The 17,542-nt window shown below is 70.6% G+C and carries 14 protein-coding genes, 1 other RNA gene and 1 pseudogene; 12 read left to right on the top strand and 4 right to left on the bottom strand.

The window, feature by feature from the left end; translation table 11 throughout:
- Positions 1–234 precede the first annotated feature (234 nt).
- The gene (locus ACFW0G_RS36850) at positions 235–1,152 is read right to left on the bottom strand and encodes an SURF1 family protein (protein WP_378330124.1); all 918 of its coding nucleotides are present in this window, start codon (positions 1,150–1,152) and stop codon (positions 235–237) included.
- A gap of 46 nt (positions 1,153–1,198) precedes the next feature.
- Positions 1,199–1,666 (bottom strand): low molecular weight protein-tyrosine-phosphatase, encoded by a 468-nt coding sequence (locus tag ACFW0G_RS36845; RefSeq protein ID WP_378330123.1) that lies wholly within the window; start codon positions 1,664–1,666, stop codon positions 1,199–1,201.
- 31 nt (positions 1,667–1,697) lie between these two features.
- Between ACFW0G_RS36845 and ACFW0G_RS36840 the strand changes: the two genes are divergently transcribed.
- From ACFW0G_RS36840 to ACFW0G_RS36825, 4 genes are all read left to right on the top strand, one after another.
- Positions 1,698–2,504 (top strand): Nif3-like dinuclear metal center hexameric protein, encoded by an 807-nt coding sequence (locus ACFW0G_RS36840; protein ID WP_378330122.1) that lies wholly within the window; start codon positions 1,698–1,700, stop codon positions 2,502–2,504.
- A gap of 30 nt (positions 2,505–2,534) precedes the next feature.
- Positions 2,535–3,272 (top strand): zinc ribbon domain-containing protein, encoded by a 738-nt coding sequence (locus tag ACFW0G_RS36835; protein WP_378330121.1) that lies wholly within the window; start codon positions 2,535–2,537, stop codon positions 3,270–3,272.
- Between the two features lie 68 nt (positions 3,273–3,340).
- Complete coding sequence (locus tag ACFW0G_RS36830) at positions 3,341–4,462, top strand: bifunctional RNase H/acid phosphatase (protein ID WP_378330120.1); 1,122 nt, start codon at positions 3,341–3,343, stop codon at positions 4,460–4,462.
- Between the two features lie 233 nt (positions 4,463–4,695).
- A complete protein-coding gene (locus tag ACFW0G_RS36825; protein ID WP_378330119.1) occupies positions 4,696–6,447 on the top strand; it encodes a hypothetical protein in 1,752 nt (583 codons plus the stop codon).
- A gap of 183 nt (positions 6,448–6,630) precedes the next feature.
- On the opposite strand, the gene sfnG is transcribed toward ACFW0G_RS36825, so the two are convergent.
- Positions 6,631–7,767: a dimethylsulfone monooxygenase SfnG gene (gene sfnG / locus ACFW0G_RS36820; RefSeq protein ID WP_378330118.1), complete on the bottom strand. Its 1,137-nt coding sequence runs from the start codon at positions 7,765–7,767 to the stop codon at positions 6,631–6,633.
- A 150-nt stretch (positions 7,768–7,917) separates the two neighbouring features.
- Positions 7,918–10,749: a BREX system ATP-binding domain-containing protein gene (locus tag ACFW0G_RS36815; protein ID WP_378330117.1), complete on the bottom strand. Its 2,832-nt coding sequence runs from the start codon at positions 10,747–10,749 to the stop codon at positions 7,918–7,920.
- A gap of 646 nt (positions 10,750–11,395) precedes the next feature.
- Between ACFW0G_RS36815 and ACFW0G_RS36810 the strand changes: the two genes are divergently transcribed.
- The 8 genes and pseudogenes from ACFW0G_RS36810 (at position 11,396) to ACFW0G_RS36775 (ending at position 17,539) form a co-directional block, all read left to right on the top strand.
- Positions 11,396–12,046, top strand: coding sequence for a DUF4142 domain-containing protein (locus ACFW0G_RS36810; RefSeq protein WP_378330116.1), 651 nt, complete (start codon positions 11,396–11,398; stop codon positions 12,044–12,046).
- Positions 12,047–12,069: 23 nt separating this feature from the next.
- The gene (locus ACFW0G_RS36805) at positions 12,070–12,900 is read left to right on the top strand and encodes a ferredoxin (protein ID WP_378330115.1); all 831 of its coding nucleotides are present in this window, start codon (positions 12,070–12,072) and stop codon (positions 12,898–12,900) included.
- Positions 12,897–14,195, top strand: a complete 1,299-nt coding sequence (locus ACFW0G_RS36800) for an NAD(P)/FAD-dependent oxidoreductase (protein WP_378330114.1) — start codon at positions 12,897–12,899, stop codon at positions 14,193–14,195. Before ACFW0G_RS36805 ends, ACFW0G_RS36800 begins: the two co-directional genes overlap by 4 nt.
- Positions 14,101–14,394 (top strand): annotated as a pseudogene (locus tag ACFW0G_RS36795) (hypothetical protein); the annotation flags it as partial. The gene ACFW0G_RS36800 and the pseudogene ACFW0G_RS36795, both read left to right, overlap by 95 nt.
- Before the next feature lie 199 nt (positions 14,395–14,593).
- Positions 14,594–14,985, top strand: an RNA gene (rnpB, locus tag ACFW0G_RS36790) — RNase P RNA component class A.
- A gap of 471 nt (positions 14,986–15,456) precedes the next feature.
- Positions 15,457–16,323, top strand: coding sequence for a hypothetical protein (locus tag ACFW0G_RS36785; RefSeq protein ID WP_378330113.1), 867 nt, complete (start codon positions 15,457–15,459; stop codon positions 16,321–16,323).
- Between the two features lie 451 nt (positions 16,324–16,774).
- Entirely contained in the window at positions 16,775–17,044 is a 270-nt protein-coding gene (locus tag ACFW0G_RS36780; protein WP_378330112.1) for a hypothetical protein, read from the top strand.
- A gap of 12 nt (positions 17,045–17,056) precedes the next feature.
- Positions 17,057–17,539 (top strand): hypothetical protein, encoded by a 483-nt coding sequence (locus tag ACFW0G_RS36775; RefSeq protein WP_378330111.1) that lies wholly within the window; start codon positions 17,057–17,059, stop codon positions 17,537–17,539.
- Positions 17,540–17,542 lie beyond the last annotated feature (3 nt).

Genomic DNA, 17,542 nt, shown 5'->3' with positions numbered 1-17,542 from the left:
GGGGCGGGGGCCCGGCCCCCCCATCCCTTTTTCGCCCCCTTGGGGGGCCCCCGCCCCGCCTGTCCCGCACACCCCCCCACGTCCGCCGGGGCTCTCGACCGGGTTTGTCGGTCCCGCGTCCTAGGCTGTTTGGTAGGGGGCCTCGGGGTGTCCTGAATCTTCCGTTCATTCCTTGCGGGGGCCCTGACCTGCGGAAAGAGAGCAAGGGACCTTTGCTTGCGTTGCTTAGCGGAACTAACGAGTGGGAGTAAAGGTCCCTTGCTCCGCCCCCGAGCCAGCCGCGCCGGACGGAGCGTCGGAGGTGGTGCCGGACGGGGCACGGGGCCGCTCGGCCTCCTCGGCGGCCTCGTCCTCGGCGAGCATCTCCGCCACCGACTTCCGACGTCCCCGCTCGGGCCGCGGCGTGGTGAGCGCGCCGCCCGGCTTGAGTTCGCGCACGGTGAAGTACAGCCAGCCCAGCAACGCCATGGTGCCGAACGCGATCCACTGCAGCGCGTACGAGAAGAACGGCCCCGAGTCGAGCTGCGGCAACGGCAGCGGCTTGATGACGCCGGGCTGGTCGACATCGAGCTGGAAGTAGCCGGGGCGGATGTCGAGCTTCGCGGCGCGGGCGACGACCCGCGAGTCGACGACGTAGCTCTGCAGCTTCCCACCGGATGACGGGTCGGCGGTGGCCTCGCGGTTCTTCGGGTCCGTCTCGTCCGGGCGGGCGCGCGCGACGAGCGTCACCGTTCCGGTCGGAGGGGCCGCGTAGGGCGGGACGCCGGAATCCGCCGACAGGCCCACGTAGCCGCGGTCGACCAGCACGATCGTGCCGTCGGTGGTGCGGAACGGGGTCAGCACCTCGGAGGCGCCCTGGCCCTGCACCGTCCGCAGCCGCGCGACGACCTCGGCCTCGGGCAGGTAGCTGCCGGTCATGGTGACCAGGCGCCATTCGGTGCGCTGGTCCGGCTCGGCGCCGGGGGCCAGCTCCTGCGACAGCGGCGCCGGAGCGGCGGTGAAGGAGGCCCGCACGGCCGCGTTCTGGATCTCGCGCTCGGTGTCCCGCCGGAACTGCCACGGCGCGAGCAGGGTGTAGCAGCAGACGGCGAAGGTGAACACCACCACCGTCAACGCCAGCCAGCCGGGCCGGAGCAGGAACCGCAAGCGCACACCTCCACGGTAGGCCGTCCGCACCGCGACCACGACGGCGACCTCGTCAGCTGTGGGCTCGCACCCAGTCGAGCAACGCGGGCACGCTGCGCTCGATCATGCCCAGTACCTCGGTGAACCCGTCGTCGCCGCCGTAATACGGGTCGGGGATCTCGGCACCTTCGGGCGCGGACGGGTCGAACGAACGCAGCAGCCGTACCCGCGAAGGATCGGTGGCCCGCGCGCGAAGGAAGTCGACGTGTCCGTCGTCGGCGCACAGCAGCAGATCGGCGTCCAGCTGGTCCTCGTCGACTTCGGAGGCCACGTGCGAGGTCGGGTAGCCGTTGGCCTTCAGCGTCGCGCGGGCCCGCTTGTCCGCGGGCTCGCCGACGTGCCACGGGCCGATCCCGGCGCTCGACACGCGCACGGAGTCCGACAGTCCGGCGTCGGCCAGGGCGTGCCGGAACACGAGTTCGGCCATCGGGGAGCGGCAGATGTTGCCGGAGCAGACGAAGACGAGATGCGGGGTCCTCACCCGTCGAGACGCTACATGCGAAAATCGCCGGATGCCCGCCGTCTCCGACATCATCACAGCGCTCGAAGCCGCCTACCCGCCCGAACTGGCCGAATCCTGGGACGCCGTCGGGCTGGTTTGCGGCGACCCCGCCGACGACGTCACGCGAGTGCTGTTCTGCGTCGACCCGGTCACCGAGACGGTCGACGAGGCGATCGAACTGGGCGCGCAGCTGATCGTCGCGCACCATCCGCTGCTGCTGCGCGGGGTGCACGGAGTTCCCGCGGACACCGCCAAGGGCGGGCTCGTGCACCGGATGATCAGGGCCGGTGTCGCGCTCTACTGCGCGCACACCAACGCCGACTCGGCCGACCCCGGGGTGTCCGACGCGCTCGCCGGGGCGATCGGCCTGCGCGTGCTGCGCCCGCTCGACCCGAACGCCGACGGCGTCACCGGCATCGGCCGGATCGGCGAGCTGCCCGAGGCCGAGCCGTTCGCCGCGTTCGTCGAGCGGGTCGGGAAAGCGCTGCCCGCCACGGTTCCCGGCGTCCTCGGCGCGGGCGACCCCGAGCGCCCGATCCGCACGGTCGCGGTGTCCGGGGGCGCGGGCGATTCCTACCTCGCGCGCGCGACCGCGGCCGGGGTGGACGCCTTCGTCACCGCGGACCTGCGTCATCACCCCGCGGGGGAACACCTCGGCGGCACCGGCGCGGTGCCCGCGCTGGTCGGCGTGACGCACTGGGCCAGCGAATGGCCCTGGTGCGGGCAAGCCTCGGCCGTCGTCGAGGCCGCGACAGCGGGTACCGTCGACACCTGCGTCTCCACGCGGTGCACCGACCCGTGGAACCTGCGCGCCTAGCACCAAGCACTGACAACTACAGGGAGCACCGTGAAGGCCGATTCCGCCGTCCAGCGCCAGCTGCTCGACCTCGCCAAGGTGGACGCCGAGCTCTCGCGCACCGCGCACCGCCGTCGCACCCTTCCGGAGATCGCCGAGATCGAGGCGGGGGAGAAGACGCTGCGCGAGAAACGCGACGCGCTCGTGTCGGTGCAGACCGCCGCGTCCGACCTCGACCGCGAGGTCGCGCGGCAGGAGAAGGAGATCGAGTCGGTGCGGGCGCGCGGGGATCGTGACCGCAAGCTGCTCGAATCGGGTTCGGTCAACGCCAAGCAGATGACCGACATCGAGCACGAGCTGCAAAGTCTCCAGCGCCGCCAGACCGCGCTGGAGGACGACCTGCTCGAACTGATGGAGCAGCGCGAGGCCCTCGAACTCGACGCGAAGCGGACCGGTGCCGAGGTCGACAAGGCGCAACAGGACGTCGCCGCCGCGACCGGCCGGCGTGACGAGGCCTTCAAGGACCTCGACACCACGACCGCGCGCCGTGACGAGGACCGGGCCAAGCTGGTGCCGCGGTTCCCCGCCGACGTGCTCAAGCTGTACGAGCGGGTCCGCGCGCACAAGGGCATCGGCGCCGCGCTGCTGCGGGCCCGCCGGTGCGGTGCCTGCCAGCTCGAACTCGACCGCAGCACCATCGCCGAGATCAAGGCGACGCCCGAGGACACCATCGTGCAGTGTGAGAACTGCGGCGCGATCCTGGTCCGCACGCTGGAGTCGGGCCTGTGACCGAGTCTTGCGGGACACCCGCACCCGGTCGGCATCCGCAAGCGGGGCTTCGCCATGATCGCTCACGAATGCCTCCAGTCCGCGTGATCGTCGAGGCCGACGGCGGGTCGCGGGGCAACCCCGGCCCGGCGGGCTACGGCGCGGTGGTCAAAGACGCCGCGACCGGTGACGTGCTGGCCGAACGCCGGGAATCGCTGGGCATCGCGACCAACAACGTCGCCGAGTACTCCGGTCTCGTCGCCGCGCTCGAGGCCGCCGCCGACGCCGGAGCGTCCACAGTGGACGTCCGGATGGACTCGAAGCTCGTGGTGGAGCAGATGTCCGGCCGGTGGAAGATCAAGCACGCCGCCCTGCAGCCCCTTGCCGCGCGGGCCAGGGAACTGGCCGCCGGATTCGACCGCGTCACCTACCAGTGGATTCCGCGCGCGGAGAACTCCCACGCGGACAGGCTGGCGAACGAGGCGATGGACGCGGCCGCCGGGAAGCAGGTCAAGGCCGCGAAGGCCGTCGTGAAGGAAACCGACCGCTCTTCCCCGGCACGCTGGACCGGCGCCAGCGGCACCCCCACCAAGCTCCTGCTGCTGCGGCACGGCCAGACCGCGATGTCGATCGACCGGCGCTACTCCGGCCGCGGCGACGTCCCGCTGACCGACCACGGCCAGGCACAGGCCGCCGCCGCGGCCAAACGGCTCGCCGGGATGCCCGGTCTCGTCGTCGACGGCGAGGCGGCGCCGATCGTCGCGTCCCCGCTCACCCGGACCAAGCAGACGGCACAGGCCGTCGCCGACGCGCTCGGCGGCCGCGTCGAAACCCACCCGGGGCTCATCGAGACCGACTTCGGCGAATGGGAGGGCCTGACCTTCGCCGAGGCGAAGGAACGCGACCCGGACCTGCACCGCCAGTGGCTCGGCGACACGTCGGTGCCGCCGCCGGACGGCGAGAGCTTCGACGTCGTGCACCGCCGCGTCCGCAAGGCGCGCGACGAGCTGATCGCCGAGTACGGCGGCCGGACGATCGTGGTGGTCAGCCACGTGACGCCGATCAAGGCGCTGCTGCGGATGGGCCTGGACGCCGGTCCGTCGCTGCTGTTCCGGCTGCACCTCGACCTCGCGTCGCTGTCGATCGCGGAGTTCTACCCGGACGGCAACGCCTCGGTCCGGCTGGTCAACGACATCTCCCATCTGTCATGACCCCCCTGTCATAACCCGGATACCGGCGGTTGCTCGTGACGGCGAAATGTGGGATGGATCACGCCCGATGATGACGCGTGGACAGGGCCGGATGAGGTATTGGCTAGAGTGCTGCTTCGAAGTTGAGGGCGCTGTGGCGCCGCGACGACGGATCCCGCCCGGGATCCTCCTCACGGGGGCGCAGGCTCGTGCGTTTCTCGGCAAGGCCTGTGAATAGGAACAGTGACGGGGACATGACGGCAAGCGCACTCAGCGAAGCATCCGAACGTGACCTGCCCAGCACGCCGGATTCCGAAACCGAGCGGCGCGGCTGGGCGCTGCGGCTGGCCCCGTACCTGGCGGTGCTCGCCGGGGTCGCGGCGGTCGCCTGGCACGCCACCCGCTACAAGCACTGGATCGTCGACGACGCGGCCATCACGTTCTCCTACGCGCGCAGCTTCGCCGACGGCCTCGGCCCGGTGCTGCAGCCGGGGGCGCCGCCGGTCGAGGGCTTCTCCGACCCGACGTGGATGGTCCTGCTCGCGCTGGGCAAGGTGGCCGGGCTGTTCGACCACGGCCTGCTGCTGGGCATCCCGGACTACGTGCTGTTCCCGAAGCTGCTCGGGCTGCTGTTCACCGGCGGCATCCTCGCCGGGTTCCAGGTGGCCGCGCGGCAGGTCTTCCGGCGGCACGCCTGGGCGATCACCCTCGTCGCCGGGCTGACGCTGGCGACGATCCCGTCGTTCGTGATCTGGGTCGTGTCCGGCCTGGAGAACTCGCTGTTCGCGTTCGGCGTCGTCTGGCTCGCGGTGCTGCTGTTCGTCGCGGCCCGCAAGGACAACCTGCTGTCGTGGAAGGTCGCCACCGCGGCGGGCCTGCTGGTCGCCTTCTGCGCGCTGACCCGGCCGGACGGGCTGATCTACGCGGGCGCGTACCCGCTGGCGGTGCTGTGGCAGCTGCGGCGCCCGTTGCTCGGCACGAGCATCAAGCACGTCCTGATCTCGCTGGCCGCGTTCGCGATCCCGTTCGGCGCGTACGTCGCCTGGCGGCACAGCGAGTTCGGCGGCCGGCTGCTGGCCAACCCGTCGATCGCGAAGCAGCAGGGCCTGCCCGACCTGACGTCGATCATCCGGCCCGGTGCGCTGGTGCTGTACATCGGTGTCGCGGCGGTCGTCGTGGTCGCGGCCCTGATCGTCTGGGCGATGGTCAAGGCGCCGTGGCGGCGCGCGCTGTACGTGCTGCTGACGCCGTTCGCGCTCGGGATCGTCGCCTTCGGCGTGCTGATCCCGGACTGGATGGACCAGTACCGCTTCGCGACGCCGGTGTGGGCGCTGGGCGCGCTGGCCGGGACGATGTGCCTGGCGGAGTTCCTGCGGACGGTCAAGGCGCCGGTGGTCCGGGTCGTGGCGCTGGTCGTGGTGATCGCGTCGCTGGTCCCGTCGGCGATCGGGTTCGTGAAGGTCTCGGACAAGTTCATCAAGTCCCCGACCATCCCGGCCTGCCTGGTGGCCGACCGGTTCGGCCGCGGGTTCAACACCATCGCCGACATGCTGGGCCTGCAGCAGGCGTCGCTGCTGCTGCCCGACCTCGGCGGTTCGTCGATGACGAGCAGGCTGCAGCTGGTCGACATGGCGGGTCTCGTCGAGGCGAACGTCGCCGACTACCTGCACAAGGACGACATCCACGGCCTCCGCGACTACGTCTTCGACAAGGTCAAGCCGACCTTCATCCACTCGTGGGGACCGTGGGCCAGCGGCAACGGGATCGCCGTCGACCCGCGGATCGACCAGGACTACTACCCGATCTTCGTCTACCCTGGCCCCGGCCTGCGCAACGGCGACTTCGTCCGCAAGGACGCGGTGACCGACATGGCGAAGCTCGAGGCCGTCCGGCACTACGCGGCGACCACGATGATGAACGTCGAGGGCCAGCACTTCGTCACGGCTCCGCTGGACGACTGCGGCCCGACCATGAAGCCGGGGCAGACCATCGCCCCGCGCGGCTGAGGCTTTACCCGGACGCACCCGACCTGCGGCTCAGTGGGTCCAGTGCGTTCCCCGCCGCCGCGGGGATGTGCCGATGCTCAAGGGGACCCGCGCCTCTTACGACGTTCCGTGAATGCCACATCGAGGGACTCTGAGTCCCTCGATGTGGCATTCACGGACTTCTCGACCTGCTGAACGGAGCCGTCAGACGCTCAGGGGTTCGGGGGTGGCGGCGCTGCGGTCGATGTCCTTTTCCAGCTCGCGGATCACCGGCAGCACGTGCTTGCCGAAGTACTCGACGTCCTCCAGGTAGTGCAGGAAGCCGAGCAGCAGCAGGTTCGCGCCGCGCCGCTTGTACTCGATCGCCCGGCGCGCGATCTGCTCCGGCGTCCCGACCAGGCCGGTGCGGAAACCGTCGTTGTACTGCACGAGATCGGCGAACTCCGAGTCGGCCCACATGCCCTTGGTGTCCGAAGTGGACTTACCGGCCTGCTTGACGGCGTTGCGGAAGCCTTCCACCGCGTCGACGTTGGCCTTCGCGACGATCTCCCGCAGGACGTCCTTCGCCTCGCTCTCGGTCTCCCGGGCGATCACGAACCCGTTCAGTCCGAATCGGACGGTGTGGTTGTTCGCCGCCGCGTAGTCGTTGACCTCTTCGACCTGTTCGGTGAATCCGTCGAAGTCCTTGCCATTGCTGAAGTACCAGTCCGACACCCGGCCGGCGAGCTTGCGCGCGGCCGTCGAATTGCCGCCCTGGAAGATCTCCGGATGCGGCCGCGTGTCCCCGGTCACGGGCTTCGGCTTGATGTCGAAGTCGTGGATCCGGTAGAAGTCACCGCCGAACTCGGCGTGGTCGTTCGTCCAGAGTTCCTTGAGGACCCGGATGAACTCCTCCGAACGCCGGTAGCGCTCGTCGTGTTCGAGCCACGGCTCGCCGAGATTGGTGAATTCGTCCTTGAACCAGCCGCTCACGACGTTGACCGCCGCCCGGCCGCCGGAAAGGACGTCGGCGCTCGCGATGAACTTCGCCAGCACGCCGGGATGCCACAGTCCGGGGTGGATCGCGGCGATGACCTTGAGCCGCTGCGTCGCCAGCAGCAGCGCGAGGCTGAACCCGGTCGATTCGTGCTGGTAGGCGGCGCCGTAGCTGGCGGTGTACCGCACCTGGGAAAGCGCGTACTCGAAGCCGTTGTTCTCGGCGAGAACGGCCAGATCGCGGTTGTACTCGTAACCCCAGTCGGTGCGCTGTTCGATGTCGCTGGTGACCAGGCCGCCGCTGACATTCGGTACCCAGTAGGCGAATTTCAGCGGCTCGTGCAGCCGTGCTTCGTTTTCGGGCATGGTCGCTCCACAAAAGTGAAAAGTGAAAAGGGTGCGGAAAGGTGCTACGCGAAACAGCGGTAACCCGCCACGCGGACGTAGTCCACATGGCGGCGGCGGGTCAGCAGGGCGCCGGACATGGCCGAAGTAGAACAGCGGCTCCCGAGCCGGTCAACGGCCGTCCACGCCATGGGACTTGAGCGCTCCGGGCAGTTCGGCGCGGCCGGTGATGCCGAGCTTCCGGTACGCCCCGGAAAGGTGCAGTTCGACCGTGCGCCGGGTCAGGTGCAGCGCGGCGGCGATCTCCCGGTTGGTGAGCCCCTGCACGGCCATCACGGCGATGCGGTTCTCCTGGCGCGTCAGCCCGTGCTCGTTTTCCTTGGCGGGCGACAACGTCCGGCGCGCCGCGCGAAGTTCTTCCGCGGCCCGGCGGCCGAGCGGCCGCGCCCCGCACTGTTTGCTCAGCTCGACCGCCTGGCGCAGCGTGGCCGCGGCCTTGTCCGGTTTCCCGTGCCGCGACTGGAACGTCCCCAGCTCGGTCAGCGCGTTCGCGAGGTGCAGCCGGGCTGGTGAGGCGGCGAGTGTGCCGACGGCCTTCTGCAGTGCGCGCTCGGCTTCCTCGTCTTCGCGCACGAGTCCCATGGTGGTCAGCGCTGTCCCGAGTGGACGGGCGGCGCCCCAGCGTTCCGCCGCGCAGAGGTCCTCCTCGGCGAGCCGCGACGCCTCGTCGGTCTGGCCAAGCGTGAGCGCGGCGCGGACGGCGTAGGCTCGCCAGGCGACGAAGCCGGGGAACCGCATTCCGTGATGTGCCAGCCGACGACCGCAGCTGAGGAGGTCTTCGAGGCCGAACCGCGTGTAGCCGGTGGCCACCCGGAGCCTGCCGCGTGCGTGCAACAGGTAGGTGTGCGAGAAAAGTCCTTGGCTGGAAACGAAATCCATTCTGTCCAAAAGGGACGTCGCGGCTTCGAAGCGGCCGAGGTCGACCCAGCACTCGACCAGCCGCGCCGCGCACAGCACCGCGATCGGGCAGATTGTGGTCGCGTCCCGCTCGTCGAACTGGCGCAGCAACGATTCGAAGTGGACACTCGCGCGCTGCAGGTCACCACCGGCCTGTAGCGCGATACCGCGGGCCAGCGTCGGCAGCGCGGCGCGGGGGACGTGGTGATCCCACGGTTCGCGGTCGAGGTCGAGCACCCGGCACAGCCGGTCGGTGTGCGCGGGCTCGTCGGCGAGCACGGCGGTGGCGAGCGTGAAGAAGTAGTGCTGCTCGAACAGTTCTCCTTCGTCGCCCGCGAGTGCGTCACCGAAGTGACGGACCGCGTCCTTCGCGCATTCACCGCTGCGGACGGCGTCGAGCGCGAGCAGCGCGGAACGGCTGCGCTGCGCGGCCGGATCGGTCAGCGGGGCCCACTGCTGGCCGAAGTCGCGGAAATCCGGGGGCGGGCCGAGCCTGCTGCCCGCCTCGGCGAGGTAGGTCATGCACAGCAGCGGCCAGACGGCGTCCGGCCCGCCCGCGTCGAGCCGGGCGGCGATCTGGCCCGCCGCGCTGATCGCGAGCCGGGCGTCCGGGCCGCCGCACAGCGCGAGGATCATCGCGGTCGCGATGATCGCGGCCATGTCCCGGTCGCCGACGTTGTCGACGGCCTCGCGGATCCGGGCGGGCGCCGACTGCGGATCGCACCGGTATTCGGCGTGCGCCAGCTGGAGCAGGACCGCGAGGCGGCGGCCAGGGCGCAGTCGTTCTTCCAGCGTGCGCCGCAGGTAGCGGACGGCCAGCTCCGGCTGCCCGCCGAACACCGCGTTCTTGGCGGCGAGGCACAACGTCGTGATCGCCCACGGAACCTGGACGGCGGTGGCCTCGAGTAGATGTGCCGCGACGCGCTCGACCGGCGCCCCCGCGTCGGCGAGCAGCTTCGCCGCTCGGGCGTGGGTCACCGCCCTGGTCGCGACCGGCATGTCGGCGAGCACGGAGTTGCGCAGGAAGGGATAGGTGAGTTCGGGGCAGTGGCTGTTGGTCAGCACGTGCAGGCGCACCATCGTGTCGATCGCGGTGAGCGCCGCGGTCTCGTCGACGCCGGCGAGCCGGGCCAGGATGTCGAAGGCGGCGTCCTGTCCCAGCACCGCCACCGCCTGCAGGATCTCCCGCCCGGCGGGGTACTCCTGCAGCCGCGCGTGCATGATCTGGCCGATCGCCGCCGCGCCGATCTCCCGCGGGTCCGCCCCGGGGACGAGCCGGGGGCGCAGGGTCTTGAGCAGGTACGGATTTCCGCCGGTGACCTCGCGGCAGGTCGAGACCAGCTCACCGGGCGCGAGGCCGAGCAGGTCGGCGGCCGCCGTGGTGCCGAGACCGTCGAGCTTGATCGTCAGCGGCGTGCAGCCGGACATCTCGAGCAGGGCGACCTCGCCGAGGGGCTGGCCGATGAGCGAGGTCAGCACGATCACCACGGGCAGTGCGGTGACCCTGGCGCGGATGTAGGCAAGGCAGCGCATCGACCACGCGTCCGCGACGTGGACGTTGTCGACGCCGAGGAAGACCGGTGCCTGTTCGGTCGCGTACCGGACCGCGCGGAAGAACGCTTCCAGCGCCTCGCCCTCCTCGTACCCGGTGAGAGGATGCTGAATCGCGAGGCGTTCGGTGACGTGGGGAGCGCGGGGCAGGGGTGACGCGGCTTCGCCGAGCTGCCGGAGGAAGGTGTCCTGCAAGCTGTCCGACAACTGGCGGCTGACTCCGCCGGACAGGTGAGTTTCCAGCCGCGAGGCGGTGGCGAGCGCGACGGTGAACCCCGCTTCGCGGGCCAGCGCCGCCGTGGCCGTCAGGACCGACGTCTTGCCCATGCCGAACTCGCCGACCAGGATCGCGCCCGCGGCCCTGCCGTCGAGGGCGACCGCGAAAAGCCTGGTCAGCAGGCCGATCTCACGTTCGCGCCCGGGCAGCGGCGCGGTGCGGGGCTTCGGTACCGAAGCCCCGCCGGAGGGGCCCCCGGGATTTACTTCGGTATCCACCGTAGAGACCTTCATGTCGGGTTCGGACAGACTACTGGAGAAAGCAATAGCTCTCGGGAGGTCAGAAGACGGTGCCGGCCGGATAGTTGAATTGTCATTTAACCGGTGGGTAGGCAATGCTCGCGCCCCGGCCGCTCCGGCGCGGCGCCGAACGGCGTGTCCGCCCTTTCGGCGTTCCCTCGCGTCATCGGATTTTCCTGCGCTTTCCGCAATGTGCGAGCCTCCGTCTCGGGGCCGCGATTTCCCGGCTCCCTCCGGGATGTCAGGAATGCCCGCCGTCGGCTGGACGGTATTGCCCATGAGAGCGGTCTCGCGGATGACGGTCCGGTATTCGAGGTCCGGTTCGGACTGTGCCCGGGAAATCGTCACCGCGGTGATCGGGATGTCCAAGTGCTGCTGCCAGGCAAGGTTTCGGCCTTCGTCTGACCGGGACCGGCTCGGCCCGGAGTGTAGCGCCGAATAGTTCGAAAGGCTACGGGGACGGGTTTGCCACTCCATTCATGCGCGAGGCGAAGTGAAAAGACCAGTATTGCCTTCCCTTAGTTAATGTGATATAGATCACACCGCTTTTCGGGTGAACGCGAGAACCGCGCGCCGGATGTCCGCGTAGCCCCCTGTGAGTACTCCTTGCCGAAGGGACGCCGAAATGCTGTTCCGATTCGTGGTGCTACTGGCGATCGCGGGTGGCACGCTGCTCTGGAACGTTTCACCGGCCGCCGCCGACGAACTCCGGCAACTCGACCGGGATCTGCTGATCAGCGTCAAACAGGCGGGGCTCTGGGAAGGCCCGGCCAGCAGGCAGGCACAGGAACACGGCGCGGGCCGCCGGGTGCGCGAAGTCGGTGCGCTGCTCGCCGACGACCACGCGCGGCTCGACGTCCAGGTGCGCGCGCTCGCCGACCGGTTCGGGATGACGCTGCCCGCCGTCCCGACGCCGGAGCAGCAGCACTGGGCCGACCAGATCACCGCCGCCACCGGCCCCGATCTCGACCGCGTCTACGTCAACCGGGTCCGCGCGGCCGACGGCAACCTCTTCGGGCTCGCCTCCCAGGTGCGGGCCGGTACGCAGAACGACGACGTCCGCGCCTTCGCCCAGATCGCCGTCGACACCGTGCTGCGGCACCTGACCCTTTTGGAGAGCACCGGTGTCGCGGAGTCCACGTCGCTGCTGGTGTCGCCCGCCGCGGGCGAGGAAGTCGGCGGCGGGGAGATCGCGCTGGGCGCGCTGCTGGCCGGGCTGGCGACGGCCGCGACCTTCGGCGTGGTCCGCCTGCTTGGTTCCCCCGGAAGGAAATGAGCCGCGCACCCGGAGGTGTCCCGATGTCCCCGCTCGCCGCACTCGCCGACTTTTCCGTTCCCACCCCGCACGACGACGGCGTCGGCCAGGTCGCGGCGCTGTCCGGCCGCGTCGCCTACTTGACGATGTGCCTGTCGCTCTGCTGGGGCGTGCTCGCCGCCGCCGGGTGGGTACGCCGCTTCACCGGCCACAAACCCTTGCGCGGCGGGCACATCATGCTCGCCGCGTTCGCGTTGTCGACCGGCGCGGTGCACGGGATGTCCTTCCTGTTCATGGAGAACAGCGAAACGCTGTCGGTCGTCCAGTTGCTCGTGCCGTTCTTCGGCGGCGGCCTGATCCGGCACGCCATGGGCATCCTGGGCTTCGAACTGCTCGTCGTCATCTCGATCACCGCGGGCCTGCGCCACGGCGTCGCCAAGCGGAGCTGGGGCAGAATCCACCAGCTCGGGTACCTCGGCGTCGGCCTGCTCGTGGTGCACGCGTGGCTCGGCGCGGTCGCGAGCGGGCATCTCGCGGTGGTGTGGCTCGGCGGGATCACCTTCCTCGCACCGCCGATCGTGCTCAGCGTCCTGCGGATCGTGCCGCCGGAACTGCTCGTCCGCGTCGGCCTGGTCGGTGGCGGCGACGCCGAACGCGCGGGCGTGGCCGTCCTCGCCGTCCGGATCAGTGTCGACAGCCGGCGCTGCCACCGCTACGGCGTCTGCCAGGCGGAGGCACCCCAGGTGTTCCGCCTCCAGGGCGACGGCCAGCTCGCCTACCTGCGCAAGCCGGGGGCCAAGCAGACCCAGCGCGTGCAGGCCGCCGCGCGGGCGTGCCCGATGCGCGCCATCCACCTGCAGGAGGCGGGACGATGACCGAGCGCATCGTGGTCGCCGGGGCGGGGCTGGCCGGGCTCCGCGCCACCGAACGCCTGCGGGAACTGGGTTTCGACGGCGACATCGTGGTCGTCGGCGCCGAGCAGGGCATGGCCTACCACCGGCCCGCGCTCACCAAGCAGCTGCTGACCGGTGCGATGAGCCGCGCCGACACCCTGCTGGCCGACCCGCTCGACATCGACGCCGACTGGCGCTTCGGCACCCCGGTGGTCCAGCTCGACCCCGCGCGCCGCGTCGTGCACCTGCCCGGCGACGAGGAACTCGGCTACGACGGGCTGATCATCGCCACCGGGCTGGAGCCCCGGCGGCTCGCCGGCGCGCCGCACGCCCACCCGCGGGTCGTCGTCGTGCGGACACTGGCCGACACCCTGGCGCTGCAACGCGCGCTGGCCGCGACGAAGGGACCGATCGCGGTCATCGGCGAGGGGTTCATCGGCTGCGAGGTCGCCGCCAGCCTGCGCGAGCTCGAGCGTGACGTCATCCTCGTCGGCCGCGAACGCGTCCTGCTCGGCAATGTCCTCGGCGCCGAGATCGGCGGCTGGCTCACCGAACTGCACGCCGCTCGTGGTGTCCGCCTCGCGCTGGGTACCACGGTGTGGCGGTGGCGGCAGGACGCCGACGGGCTCGGCATCGAACTCGACGACGGCCGCGCCTTCGACGTCGGCGCCGCCGTCGTCGCGGTCGGCAGTGTGCCCGCGGTGTCCTGGCTGCGCGGTGCCGCGCTGCCGCTGGACGACGGCGTCCTGTGCGGGCCGACCTGTCACGTTCTCGGCTCGGACACCATCGTCGCGGCCGGGGACGTCGCCCGCTGGCCCAACCTCCGGTTCGGGCCGGGACCCCAGCGCGTCGAACACTGGCTCAACGCGGTCGAAATGGGCAGGGCCGCGGCGGAGAACCTGCTCGCCGGACCACGGGACGCGGCGCCGTTCACCCCGGTCCCGCGCTACTGGTCCGAACAGCACGGAGTGCGCATCCAGATCGCCGGGACGCCGATGCGCGGCACCGACACCGTGCTCCTCGAATCGCCCGTCCCCGCCGGACGGCCCGTCACCGGTTTCGTCCGCGGCGGGCGGCTTGTCGGCGTCATCGGCCTCGACAGTCCCGCTGCCGTCCAGCACTGGACCGCCGAGGTCGGCGAACAGCATCCCGGCCCGCGCCCCGCCCGAGAGGAGAACATCGATGCGCCGAGCCCGGCCGACCGTCCTCGCCGCCGCGGCGGCGCTCACCGCGAGCGCGGTCATCGGGAGCGCAGCGGTGTGGTGGCCGGGTCCTGACCCGGTGGCGTCCGGTCCCGTCGTCGAAGCGCCGGCCACCGAATCGCTCACCCCGTCCGCGGCTCCCGCTCGGCTGATCGCGGTCGGCAGGCCCTGGGCCGAACGCGTCGTCGACGGCGACGGCAACGTCCTCTATCGCTACAACCGCGACCGCGCCGACCCGCCCACCGCCACCTGCTCCGGCGCCTGCACCGATGGCTGGGCGCCCGTGCTCAGCACCGGCCCGCCCGTCGTCAGCGGTATCGACCCCAGGCGCGTCGGCCTGCTCCGCCGCCCCGACGGCACCGACCAGGTCACCCTCGGCGGCTGGCCGCTCTACCGGCAGCGGGGCCGGACCGCCTGGTTCGCCACCGCGCCCGGCGGAGGGGAGGCCCGAACCGGTACGATCCAACGCCGGACGAGCTGGCAGGGCGGTCGCGAGCCGGGAAACCGGCTCGAGGAAAGTCCGGACTCCGCAGGGCAGGGTGGTTGCTAACGGCAACCCGGGGTGACCCGCGGGACAGTGCCACAGAAAACAGACCGCCCCTGCCCGCACGGGCGGGGGTAAGGGTGAAACGGCGGTGTAAGAGACCACCAGCGTCCCGGGTGACCGGGACGGCTAGGTAAACCCCACCCGGAGCAAGGCCAAGAGGGAGTTCGCTCCTGCGCAGGCGTTCGAGGACGGCCCGTCCGAGCCTGCGGGTAGGCCGCTGGAGCCTGCCGGCAACGGCAGGCCGAGATGGATGACCGCCACCCGCGGCGCCGCAAGGAACCGCGGGGACAGGATCCGGCTTACATGCCAGCTCGTCCCTATTCTTCCCTTACTTCCCCTCCTTCCCGCCGCGCGGCGATAGCAAAGGTCCCTTGCTCCCGTTGCCCAGGCCGGGACGGTCCGCTGGAGGTCGCTGAAGGCGTGCGAGCCCCGGTGCCGGAAGCGTTAGCAAAGGTCCCTTGCTCCTCTTTCCTGGCGCTGGAGGCTGTCGTGAGGATCCCGGCAGCGGCGGGGTGCCTGTCGCGAACGACGCGTTGCCGACGTTGAACGTCCCGAACGCGCCGTTCGCGACGGTGGACCCGCGCCCCCCGACGGTCGCGGCCGTATCCACAGAGGACTCATGCCGGTAAGGCCACCTTGAGGGCGTCAGACGCCCCCAAGGTGGCCTTACCGGCACCGCAGAACGCCGAGAATGTCCCGTTTGACGGCTTGGTCGTGTCGTGGGGACCAGGCCCAGGGGCGGAAAATCGGCATGGTCAACAGGAATTACCCCGGAGTAGGGTGACCCGCATGGGTGCAGCGACGGCCACCGCGAAACAGTTCAAGACCGCGTTCGACTCGATTCACGCGTTCGGGTACTTCGCCCCGGAGCTCGAAGCGGCGTTCACCGCGGCGGGCCTGCGGCCGGGCCGGATGTGCTACTTCGCCGGCCGCTCGGCGCCGATGGGCGCGGTCGGGCCCGAGGTCGTGGCCGCCACCTTCTACAACTTCAACCCCGAGGTCATCGCCCGGCACATCCCGCGCGCCTGGACCCTCGCGACGCCGGAGCAGGTCGTCGCGGCCCGCTTCGAGGGCATCGACGCGGCGTTCACCCGGCTGCTCGGCGCCGAAGCCCTCGCGGCGGACGACATCGCCGAGGCGGCGGAACTCGCCCGAGAGGCCGCGTCGGCCTGCCGTCCGGAGGGCCGCGCGCTCTACGCCGGGCATACGAGCGTGCCCTGGCCCGACCGGCCGCACCTTATCCTGTGGCACGCGCTGACGCTCCTGCGCGAATACCGCGGCGACGGGCACATCGCCGCGCTCGTCCTCAACGGCCTCGGCGGGCTTCCCGCGCTGGTCACCCACACCGCCACCGGCAACGGCTTCCTCGCCGAGGCGGCCAAGAAGTCCCGCGGCTGGAGCGACGAGGAGTGGGCCGCCGCCGAGGCGGAACTGCGCGAAACCGGTGTCCTCGCGGCGGACGGGACGCTCACCGAGGCGGGCGAGGCCCTGCGCGAACGCATCGAGGTGGCCACCAACGCCGCCGCGGAAGCCCCGTGGACTCATCTCGGCCCGGAGAAGACCGCCCGGCTCGAAGAACTCTGCGCTGGAGTGGGCGAGCGAGTGGTCGCCGCGGGGGCGTTCCCGGCGGGTGTGTTCGCGACAGGCCGCCCCTGAACCGGTTTCTCACGCTATGTGGTGAAAGAGCGGGCACGCTTTGTGCGGGCAGTAACCGTTCCAGTGTTACGTCAAGATCGAGTTCGTCACCGGTCGGCCGCGAGGCCCTCACAGAGCGGACTCGCGCGACGGCGCCGAATGGGTCATGTCACACTGTCCGCGGCCCAGCAGGTCGACATTCGGCTCACCCAGCGTGAACAACAAACTCGCGTCCGGGTGAGTTCGTTCGCACACTACGAAATACGGGTGGCCGGGGTTAAACCCGGCGAGTCTTGCCACGATGATGGAGGGCGAGGAGTTTCCGTGTGAGAAGCCTGGCTCCAGCCCCGAGAGACAAGTCGACATCTACACAGCGCGCTTTGACCACTACCCCTCGTAACGCCATGATGTTGTTCGAAGTACCGCCGAAGCCAGAACCGCGCGGGCCCCACCGCGCACCGGGAGTAACGCGATGACCACCATGACCGCCTTCGAGACGCTGGCCGCCAACGGCGAACTCGGCACGGGCAACGTCCGTAACTGGCTGCTCGACAACATCATTCCCCTGGTGCTGCTCGCCGTCGCGCTCCTGCTGCTCTGGCTCGGCGGCGGCAAGGGGGACAACGCCGGCGTGATGCGCAGGCTCGCGGGTGTCGTCATCGCGCTCGCGATCATCGGACTCGCGGTCAGCGGTGCCGGCGTCAACGTGGGCAAGTGGATCTCCGGCCTGTTCACCGGCTGAGGCGGGCCCGGCGTGCGCATCAGGACGGATGACGAGGTCTACCGGGTCGACGCCGTATGGCTCGGCCCACCGAAAGCGACTTTTCCCTGGCGGGCCCGCTACGTCGCGTGGCTCATCGGGATCCCGGTCTTCCTGGTCGTGCTCACCGTCGAACGGTGGGCCGGATGGGGCTTCGGGTTCTTCTCCACGGCGTGGGCGTTCGTCGCCACGATCCTGATCACCAAGCTGATCACCGCCAAGATCAGCCACGAGCGCCCGCTGGGCGCGGTGGCCGCGATGGCGGCGCGCGAACTGACCACGCCGAGAGAGAAGACCACGGGCACGGGTGGCGCGGTCACCGCCAGCCGGGTCCGGGTGCGCGCCGAGCGTCCCCTGCCGAAGCACAAGCGGAGAAGGCGATACCAGCACCACGGCGGCACGGGCGCCCAGCACGTCACAGCACAGGGAACACCACGAGCGCGCCGGGGCCGTGCCGCGGTCCGGGCCGGGAGGTAGTCG

The sequence above is a fragment of the Amycolatopsis sp. NPDC058986 genome, from assembly GCF_042741125.1.
In the GTDB taxonomy this organism is placed as follows: Bacteria; Actinomycetota; Actinomycetes; order Mycobacteriales; family Pseudonocardiaceae; genus Amycolatopsis.
Note: the sequence above shows the minus strand (reverse complement) of the source record. Positions and strands in the feature narration are given on the sequence as shown.

Excerpts from the sequence above, each read along its gene's own strand:
- ACFW0G_RS36840 (WP_378330122.1), top strand. The coding sequence starts at position 1,698 with ATGCCCGCCGTCTCCGACATCATCACAGCGCTCGAAGCCGCCTACCCG.
- ACFW0G_RS36830 (WP_378330120.1), top strand. The coding sequence starts at position 3,341 with ATGCCTCCAGTCCGCGTGATCGTCGAGGCCGACGGCGGGTCGCGGGGC.
- ACFW0G_RS36825 (WP_378330119.1), top strand. The coding sequence starts at position 4,696 with ATGACGGCAAGCGCACTCAGCGAAGCATCCGAACGTGACCTGCCCAGC.
- sfnG (WP_378330118.1), bottom strand. The coding sequence starts at position 7,767 with ATGCCCGAAAACGAAGCACGGCTGCACGAGCCGCTGAAATTCGCCTAC.
- ACFW0G_RS36810 (WP_378330116.1), top strand. The coding sequence starts at position 11,396 with ATGCTGTTCCGATTCGTGGTGCTACTGGCGATCGCGGGTGGCACGCTG.
- ACFW0G_RS36805 (WP_378330115.1), top strand. The coding sequence starts at position 12,070 with ATGTCCCCGCTCGCCGCACTCGCCGACTTTTCCGTTCCCACCCCGCAC.
- ACFW0G_RS36800 (WP_378330114.1), top strand. The coding sequence starts at position 12,897 with ATGACCGAGCGCATCGTGGTCGCCGGGGCGGGGCTGGCCGGGCTCCGC.
- ACFW0G_RS36785 (WP_378330113.1), top strand. The coding sequence starts at position 15,457 with ATGGGTGCAGCGACGGCCACCGCGAAACAGTTCAAGACCGCGTTCGAC.
- ACFW0G_RS36780 (WP_378330112.1), top strand. The coding sequence starts at position 16,775 with ATGACCACCATGACCGCCTTCGAGACGCTGGCCGCCAACGGCGAACTC.